Source organism: Agrobacterium sp. SORGH_AS_0745 (genome assembly GCF_030818995.1).
Lineage (GTDB): Bacteria > Pseudomonadota > Alphaproteobacteria > Rhizobiales > Rhizobiaceae > Agrobacterium > Agrobacterium tumefaciens.
Map to the genome: position 1 here is coordinate 1,801,252 of NZ_JAUTBI010000001.1, position 26,379 is coordinate 1,827,630.

Annotated in this window: 23 protein-coding genes; 11 read left to right on the top strand and 12 right to left on the bottom strand. The window is 58.4% G+C overall.

Features of this window, described 5'->3' with window-relative positions:
• Nucleotides 1-6 precede the first annotated feature (6 nt).
• Both QE432_RS08210 and QE432_RS08215 read right to left on the bottom strand, forming a co-directional pair.
• The gene (locus QE432_RS08210; RefSeq protein ID WP_003517858.1) at nucleotides 7-1,149 is read right to left on the bottom strand and encodes a Gfo/Idh/MocA family protein; all 1,143 of its coding nucleotides are present in this window, start codon (nucleotides 1,147-1,149) and stop codon (nucleotides 7-9) included.
• Between the two features lie 245 nt (nucleotides 1,150-1,394).
• Nucleotides 1,395-2,093, bottom strand: coding sequence for a TetR/AcrR family transcriptional regulator (locus QE432_RS08215; RefSeq protein WP_003517856.1), 699 nt, complete (start codon nucleotides 2,091-2,093; stop codon nucleotides 1,395-1,397).
• 119 nt (nucleotides 2,094-2,212) lie between these two features.
• Here QE432_RS08215 and QE432_RS08220 point away from each other — a divergent pair, with 119 nt between their 5' ends.
• From QE432_RS08220 to QE432_RS08235, 4 genes are all read left to right on the top strand, one after another.
• Nucleotides 2,213-3,502, top strand: coding sequence for an ABC transporter substrate-binding protein (locus QE432_RS08220; protein WP_013761393.1), 1,290 nt, complete (start codon nucleotides 2,213-2,215; stop codon nucleotides 3,500-3,502).
• Between the two features lie 6 nt (nucleotides 3,503-3,508).
• The gene (locus QE432_RS08225) at nucleotides 3,509-4,462 is read left to right on the top strand and encodes a carbohydrate ABC transporter permease (protein ID WP_003517854.1); all 954 of its coding nucleotides are present in this window, start codon (nucleotides 3,509-3,511) and stop codon (nucleotides 4,460-4,462) included.
• The gene (locus QE432_RS08230) at nucleotides 4,455-5,330 is read left to right on the top strand and encodes a carbohydrate ABC transporter permease (RefSeq protein ID WP_025595962.1); all 876 of its coding nucleotides are present in this window, start codon (nucleotides 4,455-4,457) and stop codon (nucleotides 5,328-5,330) included. Before QE432_RS08225 ends, QE432_RS08230 begins: the two co-directional genes overlap by 8 nt.
• Nucleotides 5,331-5,418: 88 nt before the next feature.
• A complete protein-coding gene (locus tag QE432_RS08235; RefSeq protein WP_003517850.1) occupies nucleotides 5,419-6,495 on the top strand; it encodes an ABC transporter ATP-binding protein in 1,077 nt (358 codons plus the stop codon).
• A 213-nt stretch (nucleotides 6,496-6,708) separates the two neighbouring features.
• Here QE432_RS08235 and QE432_RS08240 read toward each other — a convergent pair whose 3' ends face one another.
• The 4 genes from QE432_RS08240 to QE432_RS08255 are packed head-to-tail and all read right to left on the bottom strand — an operon-like array spanning nucleotide 6,709 to nucleotide 11,429.
• A complete protein-coding gene (locus QE432_RS08240) occupies nucleotides 6,709-7,485 on the bottom strand; it encodes a sugar phosphate isomerase/epimerase family protein (RefSeq protein ID WP_306623731.1) in 777 nt (258 codons plus the stop codon).
• Nucleotides 7,482-8,498 carry a hydroxyacid dehydrogenase gene (locus QE432_RS08245; RefSeq protein ID WP_306623733.1) on the bottom strand — a complete coding sequence of 339 codons (1,017 nt, stop codon included), beginning with the start codon at nucleotides 8,496-8,498 and terminating at the stop codon, nucleotides 7,482-7,484. The genes QE432_RS08240 and QE432_RS08245 overlap by 4 nt, the downstream gene beginning before the upstream one ends.
• Nucleotides 8,495-10,372, bottom strand: a complete 1,878-nt coding sequence (locus QE432_RS08250; protein WP_306623735.1) for a DUF2264 domain-containing protein — start codon at nucleotides 10,370-10,372, stop codon at nucleotides 8,495-8,497. Before QE432_RS08250 ends, QE432_RS08245 begins: the two co-directional genes overlap by 4 nt.
• Complete coding sequence (locus tag QE432_RS08255; protein ID WP_003517845.1) at nucleotides 10,365-11,429, bottom strand: LacI family DNA-binding transcriptional regulator; 1,065 nt, start codon at nucleotides 11,427-11,429, stop codon at nucleotides 10,365-10,367. The genes QE432_RS08250 and QE432_RS08255 overlap by 8 nt, the downstream gene beginning before the upstream one ends.
• Nucleotides 11,430-11,541: 112 nt before the next feature.
• On the opposite strand from QE432_RS08255, the gene QE432_RS08260 reads away from it, so the two are divergent.
• The 7 genes from QE432_RS08260 (at nucleotide 11,542) to QE432_RS08290 (ending at nucleotide 19,777) form a co-directional block, all read left to right on the top strand.
• Nucleotides 11,542-12,834 carry an ABC transporter substrate-binding protein gene (locus QE432_RS08260; protein ID WP_003517844.1) on the top strand — a complete coding sequence of 431 codons (1,293 nt, stop codon included), beginning with the start codon at nucleotides 11,542-11,544 and terminating at the stop codon, nucleotides 12,832-12,834.
• A gap of 169 nt (nucleotides 12,835-13,003) precedes the next feature.
• Nucleotides 13,004-13,933 carry an ArsR/SmtB family transcription factor gene (locus QE432_RS08265; RefSeq protein ID WP_019566450.1) on the top strand — a complete coding sequence of 310 codons (930 nt, stop codon included), beginning with the start codon at nucleotides 13,004-13,006 and terminating at the stop codon, nucleotides 13,931-13,933.
• Between the two features lie 122 nt (nucleotides 13,934-14,055).
• Nucleotides 14,056-15,567, top strand: a complete 1,512-nt coding sequence (gene arfA / locus QE432_RS08270) for an arabinosylfuranosidase ArfA (RefSeq protein ID WP_306623738.1) — start codon at nucleotides 14,056-14,058, stop codon at nucleotides 15,565-15,567.
• 7 nt (nucleotides 15,568-15,574) lie between these two features.
• Nucleotides 15,575-16,648 (top strand): ABC transporter ATP-binding protein, encoded by a 1,074-nt coding sequence (locus tag QE432_RS08275; protein WP_306623741.1) that lies wholly within the window; start codon nucleotides 15,575-15,577, stop codon nucleotides 16,646-16,648.
• 78 nt (nucleotides 16,649-16,726) lie between these two features.
• A complete protein-coding gene (locus QE432_RS08280) occupies nucleotides 16,727-18,001 on the top strand; it encodes an extracellular solute-binding protein (RefSeq protein WP_306623743.1) in 1,275 nt (424 codons plus the stop codon).
• 67 nt (nucleotides 18,002-18,068) lie between these two features.
• Complete coding sequence (locus QE432_RS08285) at nucleotides 18,069-18,953, top strand: carbohydrate ABC transporter permease (protein WP_306623746.1); 885 nt, start codon at nucleotides 18,069-18,071, stop codon at nucleotides 18,951-18,953.
• Entirely contained in the window at nucleotides 18,950-19,777 is an 828-nt protein-coding gene (locus QE432_RS08290) for a carbohydrate ABC transporter permease (protein WP_019566447.1), read from the top strand. The genes QE432_RS08285 and QE432_RS08290 overlap by 4 nt, the downstream gene beginning before the upstream one ends.
• Nucleotides 19,778-19,802: 25 nt before the next feature.
• Here QE432_RS08290 and QE432_RS08295 read toward each other — a convergent pair whose 3' ends face one another.
• The 6 genes from QE432_RS08295 to QE432_RS08320 all read right to left on the bottom strand — a co-directional run bounded on the left by QE432_RS08295 (nucleotide 19,803) and on the right by QE432_RS08320 (nucleotide 26,377).
• Nucleotides 19,803-20,537 (bottom strand): ABC transporter ATP-binding protein, encoded by a 735-nt coding sequence (locus tag QE432_RS08295; protein ID WP_019566446.1) that lies wholly within the window; start codon nucleotides 20,535-20,537, stop codon nucleotides 19,803-19,805.
• Nucleotides 20,534-21,403, bottom strand: coding sequence for an ABC transporter permease (locus QE432_RS08300; RefSeq protein WP_019566445.1), 870 nt, complete (start codon nucleotides 21,401-21,403; stop codon nucleotides 20,534-20,536). Before QE432_RS08300 ends, QE432_RS08295 begins: the two co-directional genes overlap by 4 nt.
• Nucleotides 21,400-22,395, bottom strand: a complete 996-nt coding sequence (locus QE432_RS08305) for an aliphatic sulfonate ABC transporter substrate-binding protein (protein ID WP_112673862.1) — start codon at nucleotides 22,393-22,395, stop codon at nucleotides 21,400-21,402. The genes QE432_RS08300 and QE432_RS08305 overlap by 4 nt, the downstream gene beginning before the upstream one ends.
• A gap of 149 nt (nucleotides 22,396-22,544) precedes the next feature.
• Entirely contained in the window at nucleotides 22,545-23,873 is a 1,329-nt protein-coding gene (locus QE432_RS08310) for an LLM class flavin-dependent oxidoreductase (RefSeq protein WP_306623748.1), read from the bottom strand.
• 453 nt (nucleotides 23,874-24,326) lie between these two features.
• Nucleotides 24,327-25,448, bottom strand: coding sequence for a sn-glycerol-3-phosphate import ATP-binding protein UgpC (locus tag QE432_RS08315; protein ID WP_025595982.1), 1,122 nt, complete (start codon nucleotides 25,446-25,448; stop codon nucleotides 24,327-24,329).
• A 41-nt stretch (nucleotides 25,449-25,489) separates the two neighbouring features.
• Nucleotides 25,490-26,377: an ABC transporter permease subunit gene (locus QE432_RS08320; protein ID WP_112673864.1), complete on the bottom strand. Its 888-nt coding sequence runs from the start codon at nucleotides 26,375-26,377 to the stop codon at nucleotides 25,490-25,492.
• Nucleotides 26,378-26,379: the final 2 nt, after the last annotated feature.

The window sequence follows — 26,379 nt, forward strand, 5'->3', positions numbered from 1 at the left end:
GCCTCCTCAGGAAAGTGCGGGAACGTCGAGCCAGCGGCGTTCCTTCCATGATCTCAGCCCCAGTTCGGCCAATTGCACGCCCTTCACGCCCTCCATCAGCCCATAGGGCCATGGGTCGTTGTCGACGAGGTGACGCACGAACATTTCCCACTGCGCCTTGAAACCGTTGTCATAAGTGACGTTGTCAGGCACTTCCTGCCAGGTCTTGTAGAAATCGATGGTCTGGGGCTGGTCAGGGTTCCACACCGGTTTCGGCGTATTGGTGCGGTGCTGGGTCCAGCATTTAGTGAGACCCGCCACGGCCGAACCATGCGTGCCATCAACCTGAAACGTGACGAGATCGTCGCGGCGCACACGCACCGCCCAGGAAGAGTTGATATGGGCGATGGCGCCGCCTTCCAACTCGAAGGTGGCGTAGGCGGCATCGTCGGCATCCGCTGCATAGGCGTGGCCCTGTTCGTCGAAACGCTCGGGGATATGGGTGGCGCCGAGGCAACTTACGGATTTCACCGGTCCGAATAGATTATCGAGCACATAACGCCAGTGGCACAGCATATCGAGGATGATACCGCCGCCATCCTTCAGGCGGTAATTCCACGAAGGACGCTGCGCCGGCTGCCAATCGCCTTCGAAAACCCAATAGCCGAACTCGCCGCGCACCGAGAGGATCTTGCCGAAAAAGCCGCTGTCACGCAGCATCGCCAGCTTGCGAAGGCCGGGCAGGAACAGCTTGTCCTGCACCACGCCGTGTTTGATACCGGCGCTTTCGGCCAGTCTGGCAATTGCCAGCGCCTCTGCCACGCTGTCGGAAATCGGCTTTTCGCAATAGACGTTCTTGCCCGCCTTGATGGCTTTTTCGAGCAGGCTGCCACGCATCTGCGTCGTGCCGGCGTCGAAGAAAAGCGTGTCATCCGGGTTCGCAAGGGCGGCGTCGATGTCGGTCGTCCACCGCGCGACATTGTGCTTTTTAGCGATTTCCTCGATTTTCGCACCGTTTCGGCCGACCAGAATGGGGTCGAGCATGACCTTTTCGCCGCTCTTCAAAACCACGCCGCCCTGATCGCGAATGGCGAGAACGGAGCGCACGAGGTGCTGGTTGTAACCCATGCGGCCGGTGATGCCGTGCATGATGACGCCGATACGTTTCATGAATTTCCTCCCAAGGCGGCCTTTTCCCGAAAGCCGCTTCCGTCAAACATGGCAATTTGTAACCATTTGGTTATTTGTGGTCGTGAAGGATGCGATCTGTCAAGGTGTTTTTGGCAGGAAATTCACATGCACTTGCGGCGACAGAAATCACGGGTTTGTGCCGCGCCGCAAAAGGAAAAGACGCGCTTCGCGGATGCGAATGGCGCGTCGTCGCTGTTGTTAAAGGGAAATTCGGTTTTTACGGCTCAGACCGGCCGCACCGCAGCAAGCAGGGTATCGACGATATGCTGGCCCCAGCGTTCAAGTTCGGCGGGGTCGGTCAGGTCGCGCTGGAAGATCGTCGACAGCGTGAATCGGTTCGAAAGATAAAAGGCGCCGAGCGAGGCGATCGTCAGATAGACGTCGATCGGATCGAGACCGTCACGGAATTCGCCAGTATCGCGGCCGCGCCGCAGCACGTCCTCAAGCTCGGAAATGAAGTTCGAATGCATCGCCGCAATCGTAGCGGATTGCCTGAGATATCGGGCTTTATTGAGGTTTTCTGTTGCGAGAATGCTCAGAAATTCCGGGTGATCCAGAAAATAATGCCAGGTGAAAAGCGCAAGTTCCCGCAAGCCTTCCGAAGGCGCCTTGCGGGTCAGGTCCAGCCGCCGTTCGGTGTGGCGGATGTGGCGATAGGCGTCCTCCAGAACGGCGAGATAAAGCGCGTCCTTGTCGCCAAAATAATGGTAGATCATCCGCTTGTTGGTGCCGGCACGCCGCGCCACGACATCGATTCTCGCGCCCGCCAGGCCCTTTGCGGCCACCTCGCGGCGGGCGGCTTCAAGAATGGCGGCGCGTGTTCTCTCCGGGTTTCGCACCTGTGCCGCCCCGCGTTTGCGCTTGGGGGCAGGCGTTTCCTCGACGGCCGGATCGGGCAGCTGGTTTTTCGTCGTTTCGTCCATCTTAGCACCCGCTTGACAATGTTGGCGATCGGTGTTCCCATGTAACCAATTAGTTATAAAACGGCAATAGTCGTTTACCCCCATCATCAATTTGGCAGTCAATTAGGGAGGAGTTGCCAATGCCCGTGATGCTTCACAGGAGAAGTGTGCTTTCAGCAGGGCTTGCGGCCCTTTCACTCGCAACATTGGGAGGTGGTTCGGCGCAGGCTCAGGCCGCGCGGCTGCGTATGTTGTGGTGGGGATCGCAGGAGCGTGCGGATCGCACCAATAAGGCGATCGCCGCATATAAGCAAATCAAGCCGGATCTCGATATTGCCGGGGAATTTGCCGGCTGGAGCGACTACTGGCCGCGCCTTGCCACGCAGGTGGCAGGCCGCAACGCGCCTGATCTGATCCAGATGGATTATCGCTACATCTTCGAATATGGCCGGCGCGGCGCCCTTGCTCCCCTTGATGACTATATTGGCAAGGGCCTGAAGATAGAAGATTTCGGCAAGATGAACATCGACTCCGGTCGGGTCGACGGCAAGCTTTACGGGGTTAATCTTGGCGTGAATTCCAGCGCTGTCTTCTTCGACAAGGCGGCCTGGGAAAAATCCGGCGCGACCCCGCCAGCGATCGGGCAGACCTGGGAAGAGTTTGCCGAAAACGCCGCCAAGCTCAGCAAGAACAAGCCCAAGCCCGGCTATTACGCCACGGCCGATGCCAGCGGCGTCGAGCCGAGCTTCGAGAACTGGCTGCGTCAGAACGGCAAATCACTCTACACACAGGATGGCGGTATCGGTTTTGATCCGACCGACGCGACCAAATGGTTCACCATGTGGGCGGATTTGCGCAAGAGCGGTGCATGCGTGCCGGCCGATATTCAGGCGCTCGACCAGTTGAATATTGAAACCAACGCGCTGACGACGGGCAAGGCGGCAACGGCATTTGCCCATTCCAACCAGTTTGTCGGTTATCAGGCACTCAACAAAGCCAAGCTGGCGATGACCTCCTATCCGAAAAGCAAGAAGGATGGCCCTTCCGGTCACTACCTGAAACCATCCATGCTCATCAGCGTCGCCAATGGCAGTGCCGGCATCGAGCAGGCGGTCGGTTTCATCAACTTTCTCGTTGCCGAACCACAGGGCGTCGATGTTCTGGGTGTGGAGCGCGGCGTTCCGGCATCGGAATCGATGCGTAACGCGCTGACCGCCAAGCTCGATGCCGTCAGCAAGAGCATGGTGGAATATATTGCCGAGATTACCCCCGGCGTTGGCGATCTGCCGCCGGCACCCCCTCCGGGTGCAGGCGAATTCGCCTTCGTCCTGAAACGTACAGCGGAAGAGATCGGCTTCGGCAAGATTTCGGCGGCTGAGGGTGGTGACCGGCTCGTCAAGGAATCCGAAACCGTCATTAAACGGAAGTGATGGCAGATGGCCTTTCGATCTGAAACTCTCGTGGAGGAGAGCCGTGGCGCGGCTCTCCCGAAGCGGGCAGGCGTGAAGCGGCTTTTGGACCGCAACGTTCACGCATACCTGTTTCTCCTGCCGTGGCTGATCGGTTTCTTCGGTCTCACCCTCGGGCCTGCGCTGGTGTCGCTTTATCTGTCCTTCACTAATTATGACCTGCTTCAATCCCCGGACTGGGTGGGGGCGGCCAATTATGTGCGCATCGCCACTGCCGACCCTAAATTCGCCGCCGCCATGCAGGTCACCTTTACCTATGTGCTGCTTTCGGTGCCGTTGAAGCTGATCTTTGCACTGCTGGTGGCGCTCGCCTTCAATCGCGGCATAAAGGGGCTCACGCTTTACCGGGCGATCTTCTATCTGCCGTCGCTGCTCGGTTCCAGCGTGGCGATCGCTGTTCTCTGGCGGCAGCTTTTCGCGTCAGATGGCCTCGTCAACATGGTCTTGTGGCAGGTTTTCGGTTATGAGGGGCCGAGTTGGATTTCCAATCCGGACTACTCGCTCTACACGCTGGTGATCCTGTCCGTCTGGCAGTTCGGCTCGCCAATGATCATCTTCCTCGCAGGGCTCCGGCAAATCCCGCAGGATATGTACGAGGCCGCCGATATCGACGGCGCAAGCAAGATGCGGCAGTTCTTCCGCATTACGCTGCCGCTTTTGACGCCGGTGATCTTCTTCAACGCCGTGATCCAGACGATCGATGCCTTCAAGGCCTTCACGCCGGCCTTCATCATTTCCGAAGGCACGGGCGGGCCGATCAACTCGACGCTGTTCTATACGCTCTATCTCTATCAGGAAGCCTTCGGTTTCTTCCGCATGGGATATGCCTCGGCGCTTGCCTGGATTCTTGTGATCATCATCGCGCTGTTCACGGCCTTCTCGTTCCTCAGCGCGAAATACTGGGTGCATTACGATGACTGACGCTGTTACCGCTCCCCGGCCGGGACAAGGCCCGCAACGCTCACCGCTAATGTCGGTTTTGCTGCATGCGGTGCTGATCCTTGCCTCCTTTGCGATGCTTTATCCGATCCTGTGGATGATTTCGGGTTCGTTCCGCCCGCAGGACGAGCTGTTCGGTTCCTCCTCGCTCATTCCTTCGTCGGTTGATTTCGGCGGCTATATTCGTGGCTGGACCGGGCTTCAGGTCAGTTTCGGGCAATTCTTCTGGAACTCGTTCTTCATCTCGGTGCTTGCCACCATCGGCAACGTCGTTGGCTGCTCACTTGCCGCCTTCGCTTTCGCCCGCCTGCGGTTCGGTGGGCGCAATTTCTGGTTTGCGCTGATGCTTGGCACCTTGATGCTGCCCTATCACGTTGTGCTCATCCCGCAATATATCCTGTTTCTGGAAATGGGCTGGGTGAATACGTCGCTGCCGCTGATTGTGCCGAAATATCTGGCAACCGACGCCTTCTTCATCTTCCTGATGGTGCAGTTCTTCCGGGGTATTCCGCGTGAGCTGGATGAGGCAGCGGTGATGGACGGTTGCTCGCCCTTCCGCATTTACTGGAAGATCATGCTGCCCCTCTCTCTGCCGGTTCTGGCAACGGCCGCGATCTTTTCCTTTATCTGGACCTGGGACGATTTCTTCGGTCCGTTGATCTATCTGAACGACATCAACACCTACACCGTGCAGCTCGGCCTCAGATCCTTCGTGGATTCCACCGGCAGCTCGGATTGGACGTCGCTTTTCGCCATGTCCAACCTGTCGCTGGTACCGGTCTTCCTGTTCTTCCTGTTCTTCCAGCGGCTGCTGATTGAAGGCATCGCTACCACCGGAATGAAACGCTGAACGGACGAAACGGGACCGAAAACGAATTGCAGAACATCAACACCGTCGCGGCTGCCTTGTCTGCAGCGCGACGGTCGGGAGAAACAGCATGGCAAGCAGCATTACTCTGGAAAAAATCGTCAAGCGGTTCGGCGCTTTTCCGGTCGTCCACGGCATCGATCTCAAGATCGAGCCGGGCGAGTTCACCGTTTTCGTCGGCCCCTCGGGCTGCGGCAAATCCACGCTTCTGCGCATGATCGCCGGTCTGGAGGAAATCTCCGAGGGTGATCTTCGCATCGATGGCGAAAGGGTCAACGAAACAGCCGCTTCCAAGCGCGGTATCGCCATGGTGTTCCAGTCCTATGCGCTTTATCCGCATATGAGCGTTTACAAGAACCTCGCTTTCGGGCTGGAGACGGCGGGTTACAAGAAACCGGAAGTCGAGGCGCGGGTGCAGAAAGCTGCCGATATCCTGCAGATCGGTCCGTTGTTACAGCGCAAGCCGAAGGCGCTTTCTGGCGGCCAGCGCCAGCGTGTCGCCATCGGTCGGGCTATCGTCCGCGAGCCGAAAATCTTTCTGTTCGATGAACCCCTGTCCAACCTCGATGCGGAACTGCGCGTGCAGATGCGTGTCGAAATTGCCAAGCTGCACCAGACGCTCGGCAGCACCATGATCTATGTGACGCATGACCAGGTGGAGGCCATGACGATGGCCGACAAGATCGTGGTCCTGCGTGACGGCCGCATCATGCAGGTCGGCCGCCCGCTTGATCTCTACAACAATCCGGCCAACCAGTTTGTGGCGGGTTTCATCGGTTCGCCAAAGATGAACTTCCTTTCCGCGAAAGTGGCTTCAGGCGACAGCTCCAACCGTACCATCGAGGTCGCCGGCCAGCGCATTCTGCTCGAAAAGCCGGTCGCGGCTGAGGAAGGCGAGCCACTCACTTTCGGCATTCGTCCCGAACACGTAAACCCACAGGCGCAATCGGCCTCGCTTGGCGATGCGTCCATCCAGCTCGTTGAACATCTCGGCGGCTCGACGGTGGTTTATACCAGCACCCCAGATGGCCAGCCCGCCACCCTGCTGCTGGACGGCCAGCGCCATATCCGCATCGGCGAGACCATTCCCTTTGCGTTTGATCTGGCGAAGACGCATCTGTTCGGGGCGGATGGGCGGCGAATATAAGAGGAAAAACCGGGGGAGGAACAGACCTTCCCTTACTCCTGTGCTTGTCACAGGAGTCCAGCTGACGCGTCTGCGCGGCGAGGAAATCAATCAGCCCAAAGACTTGGGCTGGCTGGTTCCCTATAGGGGGTACAGGGATGAGGGCAGTGGGCGGTTGTGATGGATAGCGAATTTTAGTCCGCCGCGTCGGTTTTCGATAAAAAACAAGCGGTTCTAAGAGCGGGCGAGAATCTCGCTCAGCACCGCCGCATCTTCCGAGAACTGGGCGACGTTGTCACCTTTGACGAACTCCAGCATCGCATAAGCCGGTTTAGTCCAGTCGCTTGCTGGCAAGGCATCAACGCAAGACCGCCAATAGTCCGCGCGCTCGCCGAGCGGCAGGCGGCTGGCATCGGTGAGCCACGCGAAGACGTGCAGGTGGCAGATGCGCGAGCCGAGCGCGGATATTTCCGCAAGGGCGTCATCCAGCGGTAGACCTGGGGCTGGCTGCCAGTAAAAGAACAGGTTAGGCATCGGCAAATCCTGCATGAGCTGCAAGGCCGAGGTCAGCGTGTCGGTCAGCGAATTGGGGTGGTATTCGAGGCCGATTGTCATTCCGTAGTCGTCTGCCCGCCGGGCAAGTGCCGCCAACGCGTCGGTCGCCGCACGGCGTTCCTCTGGTGAATAATCCGCGGATGGGCGTTTGCGGATGCCGGGCCAGATGCGGATATGGCCGGTGCCGAGCGCTTTCGCGGTTTCCAGAACTGCGGTCACATCCTCCGGCGCAAAATCCGGTGCGAAAATGTAGGATCCGTAGGAAGAGACGGTAAGACCGGCTTTCACCGTACGCGACGCCACATCCCTTGCATTTTCTAAGTCGCCAGGTGGCACATGGATATCGGCACCCCATTCTATCGCCTTGATGCCATTTGCAACGGCAAGGTCAATCACGGCCTGCGGCGTCATGGACCTGAAGGTGACAGAGCAGAGGCCCGGCTCGAAAATTCTCATGCGATCAGTTCCAGATGTTCCGGACGTACCTGCTGTTGCAATGGTTCTGCGCGGCAGAAGCGTTCGATCTCGGCAATCGCCATGTCGCCGAGCCGGGCGCGTTCAAGGCCGACGGCGCCGGCGATATGCGGCGTCAGGAACACGTTCGGAAGGCTGTAAAAGGGCGAATCCGGTGGCGGCACTTCCGGATCGGTCACGTCGATGACGGCCTCTATGCGTCCGGTTTTCAGTTCCGCCAGCAGGGCGTCTTCGTCCACCAGCGCGCCGCGGGCCGTGTTGATCAAGGTCGCTCCGTCCTTCATCAGGGCAAGCGCGTCGGCGCCGATCATGTGCCGGGTTTGCGGCAGGGATGGCGCGTGCAGGGAAATGACGTCGCTTACCGCCATGAGCTCATGGAGGGATATGAGACGCACACCGAGCTTTTGTGCCTCCACCGCGCTTAAAAACGGGTCGAAAAGGATGAGATCGAGATCGAAGGGCTGCAGCAGATTGATGACCCGACGCCCGATGCGTGACGCCCCGACAATGCCGACGGTCAGGCCGAGATTGCCGATGACCTGCGACTGCAGGCGGTCGACGTTTCGCCGTGCGCGATCCTCTCCGTAGATGCGCCGGAAACCGAAGGTACGCTTGCCGGACAGCAGGATCATTGCCAGCGTAAACTCCGCGACCGGCTGCGCATTCGCCTCGGCCGCGCTGCACACCGTAACGTTTCGTTCGAAAACTGCCTGGGACAGGAAGTATTTCACCGTCCCGGCGGCATGCGAAATCAACCGAAGGTTCGGCATCATTGCCAGTTCCCGCATGTCGATCTCGGGACAACCCCAGCCAGTCAGAAGAATATCTGTTCTCTCCAACTGGGCAGTCACAGCTGGGTCGTGAAAATCGCAGACCGGCCGGGTGTCGAGGATGTCGACGCTCTGTGACAGCGTCTCAAGCGCGTGTGACGTCAGCACATGCTGCGTCCGCTCCGGGTCCATGGCAAGGCTGAGACGCGGACGCGGGCTCATCATTGCGGTTCTCCCGCCGCCGCCATACTGCTTACGGGAACACCGCGCTCAACAAACAGGCGGTCAATCGCCTCCATGTCCGGAAGTGCGGGAACTGTCGCCAAAGCTGTATCGCTTTCAGGTCCCGCCAGTCCCACAAAGACGGCGCAGGCGAGCAGGGTTTTGCCCGCTGGAATGTCGCCCCGCAATTGCGGCACCGTGGTTTTGGCATTGATGAGATTGGTATTGGGCAGCGCCTTCAACGCCACGCCCTGGCGGGATGCGCTGGAGCCGAGATCGATGACGGCGGATATGTCGGTGCCGCAATCGGCCGTTGCCCGGCCGCTGTCTTCGGTCACTGCATCGCGGTCGCCATCGTTGCGGTTTATCGCAAAGCCGCCTTCGGTGACCAAAAGTGGCCGCGCGGAAGTAATCCGGTGCAACCGGATATGCCACTCTCCCGCGGCAACCAGCGTCGTTTCGACCTCGACATCGGGGAATGGGTTCCAAGTCGCTCGAAGATTGGTGCCAGCCAAGAGCACAGTGCGGTTGGTTTCGCGCACCCGGTAGTGGCGGCCATCTTCGGAAAAGGCCAGCATATTGTCGAAACCATTGGTCTTGAAACCGCGCTCGTCCACTTCCACGCCGAAAGCGTAACGCGAGGAATAGGCGAATTTGGCGTATTTCTCCGGCCCGCCACGCATGGATAGGTTTTCCTGCCCACTCGTCAGCGCCGTGACGTTGCTCTTACTGCGCATCATCACCATGCCGGGATGAACGAGCGGCCGTGGTTTTGTGGATGTGTCTGGCAGCTTTTCCTCCGCCTGCCAGAAGGGGTGGCTTTCCGGCAAGGCGAGCGGCAGGAAAGCCTTGAAGGCCCAATATGGCGAACCCGCCGAATTATAGCTTTCCGACATGGTCAGTTGCGGATAGGCGTAACCGATGGAAAGCACGCCGTCGCGGTCGGCAATCGGCTTTCCCGCCCACCAGCGCAGATGTTTCAGATAAAGCCCCTTGATCTCCCCCCAAGGCATCGCTTCCTCATCCGCGAAGGCGAGGGCACCCCAGAAGCCGCCGCAGGCGAAACGGTAGGTCATGGAGCGGCCAAAGGCCAGCGCGCCACCATCCTCATCGAACCAGCTTGCGAAATCCCCGGCAAACAGGCGGGCACGTTCCCGGTAACGTTCGGCGTATGCATCATCCGGTTTGCTGATTTTCGCGTAGATCAGCCCGTAAAAATGCATGGCGAAGGCGATGTAGTGGTCGATGCGGCGATAGTTGCCGTCGCGATACCAGCCGTCGGCGATGTAAAATCCGTCCAGCTCTTTCAGATATGTTTCGGTGAGGCTCCGGTCGAATTCGATACCGAGATGATCTAGCGCCGCATCGACCATCACCCGGAAAAACTTCCAGTTATTGTCGGCATAGATGCGCTCGCGCGCCGCCAGAAGATAATGGCGCACATTCGCCTTTTGCTCTTCGGACAAGGGTTCCCACAGATGTTGCGGCGCAAGCCGAAGCGCAAAGCCGAGGGCGGCCAGTTCCACCAGCCGCTGATCCTTCTGCCGCACGTCCCCCCAGTAATCGGCATGGGCGGGATCGGTGCCATTGGCGATTCCTCTGGCCAGAAGCGGCCAATGGGCGAAGGCATCGCCGCTGAGCGCAAGCGGCGCGATGCCCCACAGTGGTCGCGCAAATCCTTCCAGATCGGCCGCTGCCCGGTCGAAATGCGCGGCGGTGCCGCTTAACGTCACTCTTGCGCCGCTCTCTGAGAAATAGGGAAGCAGCGGTGCGAAACTGTCGTCCAATGCCCGTCTGACGTCGGCGCGGGTCTTGAGTGGATTGCCGTAAAGCGGATTGAAGCGGGTCATTGGATCATGGTTTGCTGGCTTATGCATCGCGCGCCGCCTTTCCCGTCTTTTTTGCTCGACCGGCGGTCTGTCCTTCCACAAGCTGTACACCCAGCTGAACCTGCCGGGCATTGGCCGATGGCTCCGCCAGCCGGCGGCGCATCAGCTCTACCGCCTCGCGGGCAATCTCGCGGCGGTCTACCCGGATTGTGCTGAGCCGGGGAGTGGAAAGTTCGGCGAAGGGCAGGTCGTCGAAGCCGATGATGGAAAGATCGTCCGGTACCCCGAGGCCAAGCTCTTGTGCTGCTCCCAGCGCGCCGAGCGCGATCGCATCGTTCATGCAGAAAATGCCAGTCAGATCGGGGTTTTTGGCCAGCAGCTGACGAACCGCATCACCGGCCTGCCCGAAGCCGCTATCCGCTGTGGAAAGCAGAAACTCCTCATAGGTGGCACCCTCTTCCTCGATGATAACCTGCCGAAAGCCCCGCATGCGCTCTCTTATAGTGTGACGGTGTTGCGGACCGATATAGGCGACCTTGCGGTGCCCCAGTTCCAGCAGCCGCCGCGCCGCCATCGCCCCGCCGTAAAAATTGGAGGGCGAGACGCAATCCAGCATCATCGAGGGATCGGCGCTATTGACGAGAACCGGTTGCAGCACACCCTGCGTGATGCGGTGGATGATCTCCTCTTCGGGGTCAAGACCAATGGCGAGAAGGCCATCGACCTCGCAGACCCGCTGCGTAAGGGCGTCGTCGATCTGCCTCTGGTGCAGCAGCCGGATATCGAGTTCGAAACCCTCTGTCTGGGCAAGGCTGCGCAGCATGTCGAAAATATCGTGATAAAAGGCGCCGATATCGCCGGTCGCTCGTTCGGCGGACATGAGGGCGAGGATTTTCTTGCCCTCCAGCGAGATGCCGCCGGTCTGGCTGGTGACTGGCCGCAGCGGATAACCGAGTTCCGCCGCCACGCCAAGAACCTTGGTCTGGATCGATGCGCTGATGCCTTTTTCCCCGGCGAGAACCCGTGAGACCGTGCTGATGGAAACCCCTGCACGCTGGGCGATATCCGACTGGCGCGGGCGGCTGATGTCGGGCGTATCGTTCATGTCTTCTCCTGCGCTTGCAAAAAATTCTATTATGATGCAAATATTGCAAATAATGAAAATTTGCAAGAATTTAAGTGATGAATGAGAAATTTGCAAAACGCGGGAGGAGCATATGCAAACTATCGATAGACGTGGATTTTTGGTGACGGCGGCACTGGCAGGTCTTGGCGCGGCGGCGGGCGGTTTCCGCGCGATGGCGGCCGAAACCCGGCTTCGTTGCGTATGGTGGGGTTCGGCTGACCGCAACAAGCGCACCAATGATGTGATTGCCCTCTACCAGAAGGCAGATCCACAAACGGTAATCAGCGGCGAGATGATCGCCGGTTCCGACTATTGGACCAAGCTTGCGACGTCCATGGCGGGACGTAACGTCGCCGATATCTTTCAGCTCGAGCCTTCCACCATTGCCGATTATTCCGGCCGTGGGGCCTGCATGGAACTTGACCAGTTTGTCGGCTCGTCGCTTGATCTTTCCAATTTCGGCAAAAGCGAAGTCGATCTTTGCCGCATCGACGGCAAGCTTTACGGCGTCGGTCTCGGGCTGAATTCGTTCTGCATGATGTATGATGCAGAGACGCTGAAGGAGGCCGGCGTCTCCGTGCCGAAGGAGCAGATCACCTGGAAGGCGCTGGCGGAACTGGCGCGCGATTTCAAGAAGAACGCTCCGGCGCGTCGTAATTATTGGGCGGTGCCCTATGGCGCTCGTTATCACTACGTCTTCGATGTCTGGCTGCGCCAGCGCGGCAAGCTCCTGTTCCAGGACGGCACCATCGGTTTCAACAAGGAAGATGCCAAGGAATGGTTCGCCTATTGGGAGGATCTGCGCGAGAACAAGCTTTGCGTCTCTGCCGATATCCAGACGCGCGATGACAATACCATCGAATCCAACGCGCTGACCCTTGGCAATTCCGCAATCGGCTTTGCCTATTCCAACCAGCTTGTCGGTTACCAGGCGCTCAACAAGAAGACGCTGTCCATTGGCATGCTGCCGGGTGAGGGGCCGGGAAAACCGACCGGGCATTATTACCGGCCGGGGCTTATCTGGTGCATTTCGTCCACCTCCACCACTCCGGAAGCTGCGGCGAAGTTCATCAACTTCTTTGTCAACGATCTGGAAGCGGGCAAGGTTCTTGGCGTCGAACGCGGCGTGCCGCCGGCGAAGAAGGTGCGCGAAGCTGTGTTGCCAAGCCTCAACGAGACCGAACGCAAGACGGTGGATTACATCGAGAGCCTCTCCGGCAAGCTCGATACCTATCCGGAGCCTGCCCCCATCGGCGCCAATGAGTTCGACCGTGGGGTAATGCGTCCCATTGCCGACTCGCTCGCCTTTGGCCGAGCCACTGTGGATGAGGCAGCGCAGAATCTTGTCGATACCGGCACCCGCACGTTGCGCAAGCGCGGGTAAGGAAAAGGAGGCAGCGCATGCGGTATCGAAACCGCCTGCGCTGCCTCCATTCGCAATCATTCCTTGCGTGTCTGACTTTGAATATATCGACCCGACAAACAATGCTGGACAGCATAAAATATTTAAGCCAGAAATTCTGATCTAGATCGCTAAATCTGAAGATTAGACAATGGCTCCCAATTTCCTACTTATTGACGCTGAAAAAGAATTCGATGTTTTGAAGGCGGCGGCGTCGCTGATCCGTGTGCAGATATTGAAGCTGCTGCACGAGGCCAACGGTCTCAATGTCAACGAGATCGCGCAGAGGCTGGATCTTCCCCAGTCCACCGTGTCGGCCGGTGTGACCGTTCTTGAAGAGGCGGGGCTGCTGCGAACCGAAACGCGCAAGGCGCGCAAGGGCAGCCAGAAAATCTGTTTTGCGACCTGCGACGAGCTTATCGTTTCGTTTCGAAGCCCCGAGACGCCGGCTGTATCCAACTACATTGCCGTCGCCATGCCGCTCGGCCTCTATACCCAGAGTTCGGTGACCGCGCCTTGCGGCATCTGTTCGCCGGAGGGCATTATCGGACTTCTGGATGTCCCTGATACCTTCATGGATCCTGACCGCATGAAGACTGCACTTTTGTGGTTCACATCGGGTCATGTCGAGTATCAATTCCCAAATAATGCCAAGATTCAGGGGCGAAACGTCGAGGAAGTCGAGTTTTCGATGGAGGTCAGTTCCGAGGTGCCAGGAACGCACAGCAACTGGCCGTCAGACATTACCCTCTCCGTCAACGGGAAGGAGATCGGGGTCTGGACCTCGCCCGGCGATTTCGGCGACAAGCGGGGTACGTTTACGCCCGACTGGTGGAAACTGTCCGGCTCGCAGTATGGAATGCTCAAAACCTGGCGCATTACTGCCCAGGGAACCTATGTCGATGGTACGCGCATTTCCGATGTGACGCTTGCGGACATCGATCTGTCCAGCCACCGCTCAATCCGTCTGCGGATCGAGGTAAAGGCGGATGCAAAGCATCCAGGCGGGCTCAACATCTTCGGCCGGGGTTTTGGGAATTACGATCAGGACATCGTATTGCGTCTGCGCACCGCAGACTGATCGGGCCAATTTCATAAAGTATGATTTTCGCGGTTGACAGGCGCGGCTTCCATTGGCAACTATATTATGAAATATGGTTTATATCATATTTTACGATATAAATGCGCATGGGAGGAGAGCCTATGAAAGCGCGGGTTTCAGTCCACCGGGACTTCCGGATTGGGCGTATCGACGATCGCCTATATTCCGCCTTCATCGAACATATGGGGCGGGCGATCTATGGCGGGATCTACGAGCCCGGCCATCCGCAGGCGGATGAAAACGGTTTTCGCAATGATGTGCTGAAATTCGTCCAGGATCTGAAAATTCCGGCGATCCGCTATCCCGGCGGCAACTTCGTTTCGGCCTATCGCTGGGAAGACGGCATCGGCCCCCGTGACAAACGGCCCGTGCGGCTTGATCTTGCATGGCGCTCCAAGGAAACCAACCAGATCGGCGTCAACGAGTTCGCAGACTGGGCGTCGATGGCGGGCATCGAGATGATGCTCGCCGTCAACCTCGGTTCCCGTGGTCTGGATGATGCCCGCAACTTTCTCGAATACGTGAATTTCCCCGGCGGCACCGAGCTTAGCGACCTTCGCCGCAGCCACGGCGCCGAAAAGCCGCATGGCGTGAAGATGTGGTGCCTCGGCAACGAGATGGACGGCCCCTGGCAGATTGGCCACAAGACCGCGGTGGAGTACGGCCGGCTGGCCAACGAAACCGCGAAAGCCTTCAAGGGTTTCGACCCGACCATCGAGGCAATCGTCTGCGGAAGTTCCAACGACGGCATGCCGACCTATCCCGAATGGGAGCGCGAGGTGCTGGAAGAATGCTACGAGAATGTGGACCACATCTCGCTGCATAAATATTTCGGCAATAACAGCCGCGACACGCTGAATTACTTCGGCAAGATCGAAGAAACAGGGCGTTATATTCAGACTATCGCCGGTGTCATCGATTACGTGAAAGCCAAGAAGCGCGCCAAGAACGATGTCTCCATCTGCTTCGACGAGTGGAATGTCTGGTACCATATCCGCGAAGACGACGGTAAACGCATCAAGAGCTGGGACTGGCCGGAAGCGCCTGCACTTCTGGAGGAGACCTACAATTTCGAGGATGCTCTCTTCGTGGCCGGGTTGCTCAACGAGTTCATCCGTCGCTCGGACAGGGTGCGCATCGCCTGCATTGCCCAGCTCGTCAATGTCATCGCCCCCATCCGCGCTGAAAAGAACGGACCGGCATGGCGCCAGACCATCTATTATCCTTATCAGTTCGCCTCGCTTTATGGTCGCGGCGTTGCACTGAACATTGCCGTCGATTGCCCGACCTACGACTGCAACGCGGCCGATGACGTCAAATATCTCGATGTCGCCGGCGTGTTTGATGAGGACGAGGGCGTGGTGACGCTGTTTGTCCTCAATCGTCATCTGACCGAAGCAGCAGAGCTCAATGTCGGTCTCACCGGCTTTTCGCCTGTGTCACTCAGCCTGCATCTTTCCATGGCGGGATATGATCTGAGGACCGGCAACGGTCCGGATCAACCCGACCGCGTCGTGCCGGTGCCGGGCAGCGGCATTGGTGTCGAGGATGGGGCACTCAAAGGCTCCGTGCCGGCGCTGTCCTATCATGTTCTGCGCGTGAAGGTTCAGTGAGGCGGTGATGGGTGTCCGTCTCAGCAATATCGCCAAGTCCTTCGGCTCTTTTGCAGCCATCCGGGACGTTTCGATGGAGATTCCGACGGGCAGCTTCGCGGTTTTCGTGGGGCCATCCGGTTGCGGAAAATCCACCCTGTTGCGCATGATCGCCGGTCTTGAGGAAACCAGCGGCGGTCACATCGCCATCGACGAGCGCGACGTCACCGCTGTCGAGCCGGCGGATCGTGGCGTTGCCATGGTCTTCCAGAATTATGCGCTTTACCCGCATCTGACGGTGTTCGAGAACATGGCTTTCAGCCTGCGTCTCGCCCGCCGGCCGAAAGCGGAGGTGAATGAGAGGGTGGGGGAAGCTGCCCGCATCCTCCAGCTCGAGGACAATCTGCACAAGAAGCCATCGCAGCTTTCCGGCGGCCAGAGGCAGCGCGTGGCCATAGGCCGCGCGATCGTGCGACAGCCGAAGGTGTTTCTCTTCGATGAACCCCTGTCGAACCTGGATGCGGAACTGCGCGTGCAGATGCGGCTGGAACTGACCCGGCTTCACCGCAAGCTCGGCGCCACGATGATCTACGTCACGCATGACCAGGTAGAGGCCATGACGCTTGCGGACAAGATTTTCGTGCTGAAGGGCGGCATCGTGCAACAGGCCGGCGCGCCGCTCACCCTTTACGACGATCCGGACAATCGTTTCGTCGCTGGCTTCATCGGATCGCCCGCGATGAATTTCCTTGCTGCCGACATCGTCGGGCAGCGGGACGGCATCGTTATGCTCGCGCCTGAAGGTGGTGAAAAGCACCTTGAAGCCCGGCTTTCGCATCCGGTTTCCCCCGGTCAGCGGGTCGAAATCGGCATAAGGCCCGAGCATCTGGTGATCACGCAAGAGGGTGCTTTGCCTGTCAATGTCGAGGTGGCGGAGGAGCTTGGCGACCTTTCCTATCTCTATACCCGAACGCGTGCCGGGAAAGAACTTGTCGTGCAGCGGCAGGGCTCACGCGAGCGGCTGGATGGCTGGTCCGTCTCACTGAGTGCTTCGCCCGATCACATCATGGTTTTCGGCAGCGACGGCAAAAGGTTGCGATAGGCGCGAGGAGGCGCCTTTCGATGCAGTAGCAGACCGCCCCTTGAACGGGGTGTTTCCAACAAACGGGAGGAGTGAACGATGCGACTGATCAAGACATTGCTTGTTGGTACGGTTCTGGGCCTGAGCGCCCTGCCGGCACTGGCGAAGCAGGATATCGTCTGGTGGGACTTTCTGTCGGGCGGCGACGGCGTGCGCATGAAAGCCCTGATTGCTGCCTTCAACAAGGAGCACCCTGACATTCAGATCAAGGGAACGACGCTAGAGTGGGGCGTTCCGTTCTATACCAAGGTACGCACGGCGTCCGCCGTGGGTGAGGGGCCTGATGTCATGACCTATCACCTGTCGCGCGCGCCGCTCGGTCTTGATGAAAAAGTATTGAGCGAAATTACCACAAAAGACCTTGATGATGCCGGGTTGAAGACCAGCGACTTTTTCAGCGCACCCGTCGAGGCAGCAACCCATGACGGCAAGCTTTATGCGGTGCCGTTCGATATCCATGCCCTTATTCTCTATTACAACGCCGATCTTCTGAAAGGGTCTCCCTATCTCGATGCCGAGGGTAAGTTGACCGGTATCAAGACGATGGAGGATTTCGAAAAGGCGCTGGCCTGGGCGAAGGACAAGGGCGTTCAGACGCCGGTTACCTATCAGTCGGGTGGCGAAGCCGGTGTCTGGCGTGTCTTTTATACACTGTTCTCACAACAGGGCGGCGAACTGGTCACCAATAACGAGGTGCTTGCCGGCGACAATGCGGAAAAGGCTGCCAAGGCGATCGATACCATGTCGAAATGGCGGGAAAACGGATGGGCACCCGAGCAGGCGGAATATCCGGCGTCCGTTGCACTCTTCTCCGCTGGCAAATCCGCCTTCCAGCTTAATGGCGTCTGGGAAGTTCCGACCTACAAGGATCTGGAAAAGAACGGCAAGCTCGGCTTCAAATGGAGCGCTGTGGAAGTTCCGCCTTTCATAGGCAAGCGCGCCACCTGGGCGGATTCGCACGCCTTTGCGATCCCTAACCAGGGTGACAAGACCGTTTCCGGCGAGAAACGCGCCGCTGTCATGACGGTTATTGGCTGGATGGAAAAACACGCCATCAGCTGGGCCGATGCGGGGCATATTCCGGCCTATAAATCGATCACCGAAAGCAGCGAATACAAGGCGATGCAGCCGAATGCCACATATGCCTCGCTGGCGGAGGCGGCAGTGTTCGATCCGAAGACCACGATTACCGGAGTTGCCTCACCCGCTTACGATGCGGCGCTTAATATCATCGCTCCGGCCATCCAGGGCTACATGAGCGGCGCGGATGCGGTCGAGCAGATCAAGTCCGAGCTTCAGGGCAAGCTCAAGTAATCCGTGACTGCCCTCTGGCTGTCAGCCGGAGGGCAGCGTGCAATGCGGGAGGTCCCGGAGGCATTCCATGGCTATGATTGAAAACCGGCGCAAGAAGTCGCTGATCGCACTGTCGATGGTGACGCCATTCATCGTGGTCTTCGCCACGTTCTTTCTTTACCCCCTGATCGAGATGATACGCATCAGCTTCACGGATGCGCCGCTTATCGGCGACGGCAACTGGGTCGGCCTGCAGAACTACATAAAATTGCTGAGCGACCGCCTGTTCGTCACCTCGCTCAAGAATAACGGCTATTTTGTGCTGCTGACGGTGGTGCCAACAACGGTCATCGCCCTGTTGATTGCGCTTGCGGTCAGCCGATTGTCCGGCATCAAGCAGACAATCGCCATGAGCCTGTTTTTCCTGCCTTATGTCCTGCCGGTTTCGGTTGTCACTGAGATCTGGGCCTGGATGCTCGACCTGCAGTTCGGCATTCTCCAACCGGTCATTTCGTTGCTGGCGGGCAAACCCGTCGCGGTTTTCAAGAACCCCAATTGGGTCATGCCGATGGTCGCCGTCGTCACCGTATGGTGGACGAACGGTTTTAACGTTCTGCTCTTCATTGCCGGCTTGCGAAACATTCCGACCGAGCTTTATGAGGCCGCAGCTCTTGATGGCGCAACGACATGGCAAAAGTTCCGGCGCGTCACATGGCCGCTTCTGTGGCCGGTGACCGCGCTGATCCTGACGCTGCAATTGATCCTGCAACTGAAGATATTCGACCAGATCTACCTCTTGAGCGGCGGCGGACCCTTCAATTCCAGTTTCGTGCTTCTCCTTAAGGTCTACCGGGAAGCCTTCCAGATGAACAATGGCGGTTATGCATCGGCCGTGGCGACCGTGCTCTTCCTGTTGATCGTCATCGTATCCGTTCTCCAGTTCCAGTTGCTACGCATCCGGAGGAATTCATGAGCCTGACCAAAAGACTTGAGAACGTCATCCTGACCCTGCTGACATTTTCGGCAGCACTGGTATGGATTTTCCCGCTTTACTGGGGGTTCGTGACGTCGTTGCGCTCGGACGAGAATGTCGCGGGCAACACGTCGCTACTGCCTGATGAGTTCCAGCTTGGTGCCTATGTGAATGCCATCTTCAATACGCGGCTGTTGACCTGGTACGTGAATTCCATTGGCACCGCCGCGATCGTCACGGTCTCTGTGCTCATCATTTCGATGTTATGCGCCTATGCGCTATCGCAGATCCGCTTTCCGGGACGGCGACTGCTTTATGGCATCGTGCTCGCGAGTTTCATGGTGCCCGCGCAGACGCTTGTCGTGACACAGTTCATCCTGATGAAGAACCTCAACCTCATCAATACCTGGGCGGGCATCATCCTGCCGCAGCTGATCACGCCAATCGTCATCATCGTCTACAAGCAGTTCTTCGACAGCGTGCCCAAAGAGATGCGGGAGGCGGTGGTTCTGGATGGTGGCGGCGAATACACGATCCTGTTCAAGGTGTTTCTGCCGCTGAACTGGGGCATTACGACCGCCATGGCGATCGTGACCTTCATTACGGTGTGGAACGCCTTCTTCTGGCCTTTCCTCGTCATCACGTCCGAAAACATGATGACGATCCCCGTCGGCATCACGCAGGTCAACGACACCTTCGGCATCGTTTATGCACGCCTGATGGCGATTGCCATGCTGGCGGCTCTGCCGGTCATCGTCGCCTACGTCATCTTCCAGCGGCGCGTGACGGAAGCCATCATGATTTCGTCCGGCGTGAAAGGGTGAGGGCGGCGAAAGATGCCGATGCCAGTCAGATGACGTGGGCGTTGTGCAGGGCAGTCAGCACCTCGTTCTTGAGGGTGGCGAGTTGCGGCGACCTTCTGTCGCGCGGGCGCGGCTCGTCCACTTCTATCCGCTGCTGGATACGGCCGTCATGGGCACCCATCATGTAAATGCGGTCACCGAGATAAAGCGCCTCGTCAATATCGTGGGTGACGAGCAGGAAGGAAATGCCGCGCTGTTCGACGAGTTTCAGGACAAGGTCCTGCAATTTCATCCGCGTGAAAGCATCGACCGCGCTGAAGGGTTCGTCGAGCAGCAAGATGCGCGGCCGGGTATAGAGCGCTCTTGCTATGGCGACACGCTGCGCCATGCCGCCTGAAAGGGCTTTCGGTAGCGCGTCGCCATGGCCGCTCAAGCCCACATCGTTGATCAGTCCTTCTACCCGCTCGACATCATATTTCTTGCCGGCCGCATAACCGATGTTTTCGGCAACTGTCAGCCACGGCATCAGGCGGGGTTCCTGAAAGACAAAGGCGATGGGCGGTGAGTCCGATGCCTGAACTTCCTTTGCCTGCTGAACCTTCACAGCGCCTGAGAAATGCCGGTCGAGGCCGGCGGCGATGCGCAGCAAGGTGCTTTTCCCGCACCCACTTGGTCCGAGAAGAACCGCCGCTTCACCATCGCCGAGCGTCAGGTGAATATCCTGAAGGACAACCGTGTCTCCGAAGGCTTTTTCGCGAACATCGACATTGAGCAAACTCATCGCAGGCGCCCTCCTTGCTGAAGGGGGTAAGTGTCGCGCCATCTGAGGCAACGTTCCTCGACTATCTTGAAGAGGCTGTCGGAAATCTTGCCGAGGACGGCAAGGCAGATAATCGCTATCATCACCAGATCGGGTCGGGAGAGTTCCCGCCCATCGGATAGCATGTAGCCGATGCCCTCGGAAGCCGCCAGAAGTTCCGCGGCGACAACGCTCAGCCAGGCCAGCGACAGGCCGTAACGCAAGCCCGTGAACAGATGTGGCAAAGAAGCGGGAATGAAAATCCGCCAAACCAGCACTGGCAGCGGCTGGCGATACATCTCGCCCACTTCCACCAACTTGCGGTCGACATTCCTGATGCCGGAGAAGAGGTTGAGATAAACAGGGAAAAACGCGCTTTTGGCGATCAGTACGATTTTCGAGGTTTCGCCAATGCCGAACCAGATCATCAGCAGCGGCACCCAGGCGAGGCTCGGAACCGCGCGTAGCGCCTGAAACGTCGGTTCAAGGTAACGCTCGGCGGCAACGACCAGCCCGACCAGCGAACCGACGAGGATTGCAAGAAGGGAGCCAATGACGAAGCCGACAAAGACACGGGCGGTACTGGCTGCGACATTCGTCCACAAAGGACCCTCGGCGAGCCTTAGAAACGTGTCATAAAGCTCGGAGGGCGGCGGCAGCACGTAGGGGCTTACCCAGCCCACGCGCACAAAGAATTCCAGCAGCAACAATGAGCCGACCGGCACGATCGCGCCGCGCAGGTCGAACCGCCCAAAGAAATTTCCCACTCTTTGCACGAACGGCAGTCGGGAGGGGAGTTGTTTCGTAGTCTGCTTCACGCGCTGAAATTCGCGCGGATGAGAATTCATGCTCCCAGCGCCTTTTTCGCCGGTGCCGGATCGATCAGCGACGAAAGGACGCTGTCGACATTGACGCCAGGACGCAGCACATCGTCGCCAAGCAACGGGGTCACGATACGAATCGAGTTCAGCAGTTCCTCGCCTGGAACAGGATCCTTCCAGTCGCGCTTTTCGATCGTCAGCTTGGTGATCTGGGGATCGTTGCCGGTGACCTTCGTGACGAAATCGATGAATTCGCCGTTGTTTTCACGGATCCATCTTTGTGTCTCGACCCAGACACCGAGGAGGCGTTCGACCGCTTTCGGGTATTTCGCCAGAAACTCCTCGGAAACGCTGAAGACGCTGCCGTCGCGCCAGCTACGCTCATCGAAAATCGCCCTGTCACCGGCAAGTTCTGCCTGGGATGTGTGTGGATCGATGCCGACCCATGCATCAACCTGTCCCTGCTCAAGCGCGTTGAATCCTTCCGGATGCTGCAGGTTCACGACCTTGAGGTCATCGATCGAAAGCTTGTTTTGGGCAAGGGCGCGCAGGAGGGTGAAATAGGGCGCGGTACCCTTGGTGACCGCAATGGTTTTGCCCTTGAGATCGGCGACGGTCTTGACCGGCGAATCCGGGCGAACCTGTATGATGGAAGAACCGCCCCAGCTTGCCACATAGATCACCTTCAGCGGCACACCATTGGCGCGGGCCAGAAACGCGGAAAGTGCTGCCGAACCGGCAAAATCCGTCGAGCCGACCTTCAGGAATTCAAGCGAATTGTTGCTTCCGCGGGATTGTACCCAGGTGATCTTCGTGCCGACATCCTTGAATGCTTCCTCAAGCCAGCCTTTGTTCTTTATCAGCAGCGTGTGTGAGGAGTAAAATCCCCAATCCAGCTTCAGCTCAGCAGGAAACTCCTGTGAGCTCTGGGCCAGCGCGCTGCCCGTGGCAAAGGGTGCTGCGAGAGCCCCGGCAATGCTGAGTTTCAGGATCTGGCGGCGAGAATGTTTAGCCTTCATAATAGTGTACCTAATTTATGTAATTTGTGTATTTAAATGGTATGGGCCGGCGTTTATGAGGTCAATCCAGCCTTCTGGAACCTCATCCCAAACTTCAGGGCGGGCGTGGAAAATCTCCCTACCGCTGGCCGGATCGGCGCGACGGCGCGTTATTCAGGGAAACAACGATTGGCCGGACGTTGCAAACCGAGATGATCGCGCAATGTCGTTCCCTCATAGTCCTTTCGGAACAGGCCGCGCCTTTGCAGTTCGGGCACAAGCAGGGTCGTGAAATCGTCAAGTCCGGCAGGCAGGAACGGGAAGGTGACGTTGAAGCCATCCGACCCCTCTTCGTATAGCCATTGTTCCATCTCGTCAGCGATGGTTTTTGCCGTGCCGACAAATGCGAGACCCCCATAGCCACCCAGCCGCTGCGCCAGCTGGCGCACCGTCAGCCCCTCGCTCCTTGCAAGTTCGATCACCCTCTCGCGGCTGGATTTGCTTGCATTGGTTTCGGGAATGTCAGGCAAGGGGCCATCGGGATCGAAACTCGAAGCATCGTGGCCGAGCGCAATCGAAAGCGAGGCTATCGCGCTTTCATAATGGACGAGGCTGTCGAGCCTGGCGCGTTTGGCCTTGGCTTCTTCCACGCTATCGCCGACCAGAACGAAAGCGCCCGGCAGGATGACAATGCCGTCGCGGGAACGGCCTGCCGCAACGGTTCTGTCCTTGACGTCCCTGTAGAACGCTTTTCCCGCCGCAAGCGTGGGTGTTGCCGCAAAAACGACCTCGGCAGTTTCGGCTGCAAGCTGGCGCCCCGGCTCTGAAGCCCCGGCCTGAACGATGACGGGCCAGCCCTGCACCGGACGCGCTATATTGAGCGGACCGCGCACGGAAAATTCCGGTCCCTTGTGATTAAGCACATGCATTTTTTCAGGGTCAAAGAACAACCCGCTATCGACATCCCGGAGAAAGGCATCATCGGAAAAGGAATCCCACAGCCCGGTAACGACGTCGTAAAATTCCCGCGCTCTTCCATAACGCTCCGTGTGGTCAGGCTGTTCGTCCCGGCCGAAATTAAGCGCCGCATCCGGATTCGCTGTGGTGACGATGTTCCAGCCGGCGCGACCATTACTGAGGTGATCGAGTGAGGCGAAACGCCGCGCTACGTGGTAGGGCTCATCGAATGTTGTGGAGGCGGTGGCAACCAGCCCGATGCGGGAGGTGACGGCGGCGAGCGCCGAAAGCAGGGTGAAGGGTTCGAAAGACGTGACGGTATGGCTGCGGCGCAGTGCTTCCGTCGGCATGTTCAGCACCGCCAGATGATCGGCCATGAAAAATGCATCGAATTTCGCGGCTTCAAGCTGTTGCGCAAATCGCGCCAGATGGCCGAAATTGAAGTTCGCGTCCGGGAAGGATCCGGGATAACGCCACGCACCGGTGTGAAGACTGACGGGCCGCATGAAGGCGCCGAGGTGCAGTTTGCGATCGTTTGCCATTGGGCTTCACTCTTTCGTTGAAGTTTTGACCCGAGCGTTTTCTCTGTCGGCCGCCAAGGATCGAAGACCGGCTCGGTCCTCATCGCGACGATAGCCTTGCTGGCGGCTCGGTGCGGCAAAGACTATTGCGATTATGATTTCCAAACAGAAAGATTTTTCCTGAAATCATTCATTTCGCAAGATCGCTTTGCCTGCAACGGGTTTGCCTCATCGTGTTGACGTAATATCCGGCAGGCGATGTGCTTCACGTGGTGATCGCCAAGCAAATTTCGACGTATTTTGCGCAATGATTCTAATGAGAAAATGGCGTAGATTCAAAATATTGGTCGATATAGCTAATGTACTGGATTATTTCGAAATCGCAGTTCGAGATCGAAAACGTCGTTTGGAGATCCGGCGTGGTTGGGACACCCCCAAACCGCGCCGGACTGATCCGTGCTCAAACGTCCGCCATCAAACTGCCAGCAGCTTTTCGTTGCCGATGCGGGTTGTCTCGATGGCACCCTCCGTTTCGATGCGCTTGCCGGTGGCCGGATCGAAAAAGTGGAGGTGGGCCGGGGGCAGTTCGAAGTGGATGCGCTGGCCGGGTTTGACCAACAGATCTTCGCCGATGGCTGCGGAGAAAGTTTCGCCGGCGATTTCCGCATGTACGATGCGGCCGGAACCCAGCTCTTCTACAAAGTCCACGGTTGCGGGCACGCCCGCACCCTCGATGCTGACCAGGCATTGTTCAGGGCGAATGCCGACTGTCACGTCGCGCCCGCGCAGCTCCAGCGCGGTCTCGGGGAAGAGTTTCACCGGCTGGCCGCCCAGCATGACGGATGGAGATTCGACCTCCACCCGCGTGTTGAACAGGTTCATCGCCGGTGAGCCGATGAAGGAGGCTACGAAGGTGCTGGCGGGGCGGTGATAGATATCGAGCGGATGACCGACCTGCTCCACATTGCCCTTGTTCATCACCACCAGCCGGTCGGCCAGCGTCATGGCTTCCACCTGATCATGGGTGACGAAGACGGAGGTGGCCGACAGGCGCTGGTGCAGTTTGCGGATTTCGGCGCGCATCGTCACACGCAGCTTTGCATCGAGGTTGGAGAGCGGTTCATCGAACAGGAATACCTGCGGTTCGCGGATGATTGCGCGGGCCATGGCCACGCGCTGGCGCTGGCCACCGGAAAGGGCGGCAGGCTTGCGTTCGAGATAGTCGGAAAGGCCAACGATCTTGGCCGTTTCCTCGATGCGGCGCAGGCGTTCAGCCTTGGGAACGCCTGCGACCTTCAGCGCATAACCGATATTGCCTGATACCGTCATATGCGGATAAAGCGCGTAGTTCTGGAACACCATGGCGCAACCGCGCTCGCGCGGCTCCAGCGTGTTGACGACGCGCCCGCCAATGGCGATTTCACCTGACGTGATATCCTCCAGCCCGGCGATCATTCGCAGAAGTGTGGACTTGCCGCAGCCCGAGGGGCCGAGGATGACGACGAATTCGCCGGTTTCGAAAGTGAGATCCACGCCGTGCAGGGTCGGGGTCTTGCCATAGGATTTGCGGACCTGCCGAATATCGATCTGAGCCATGATATTAAGAACCTTGTTGTTGAGAGCCACGCGTCGCGTCGTCACTTGTCGGATGACACGAGACCGCGCACGAACCAGCGTTGCAGGAACGCCACGACGAGAAGCGGCGGCATGATGATGATGAGGGAACCGGCAAGCGTGACGTTCCAGTCCGGCGTGCCGTCCTCCGAAGGCAAAAGGGCACGCAACGACATCATCACCGTCTTGTAGGAGGGGTCGGTGACCATCAGCAGCGGCCACAGATACTGGTTCCACGAGGAGACGAAGAGAATGGTGGTGAGGGCCAGCATGTTGGTGCGCGAGAGCGGCAGCAGCACGTCGAAAAAGAAACGCACGGGGCCGGAGCCATCCATGCGCGCCGCCTCCGCAAGTTCATCAGGCAGGGTCATGAAAAACTGCCGGTAGAGAAAGGTGCCGGTGGCCGTGGCGACAAGCGGCAGCGACAGGCCCGCATAGGAATTGAGCAGGTTCCATTCGATGTTGACTTCGACACCGATCACCAGCGCTATAAGGTAACGGAACGGCTGGAACACATCCGCTGCCACGGCATAGGTCGGAACGGCGCGAATTTCGAGCGGCAGCATTAGCGTGATGAAGACGGACCAGAAAAACAGGTGTTTCAGCGGCGAGCGGAAAAACACGATGGCGAAGGCGGTCAGAGCGGAAAGGGCTACCTTGCCCGCAGTGACGAGCGAGGCCATCACCAGGCTGTTGAACATGGCGTTGCCCAGATTGGCGCGGTTCCAGGCGGTGCTGAGATTTTTGAAAAGCTCGCCCTGCGGCATGAAGCTGAAGGGCGTGTGGTTCACCTGCTGCACCGTCTGGCTGGCGCCTGCCAATACCACGATGAAGGGGCCGATAAGAAGCAGAAGTCCCGCGACCATGACCACGTAGGTAAAGGCGTCGGCATAGGGCGTGCGCTGTATCATCT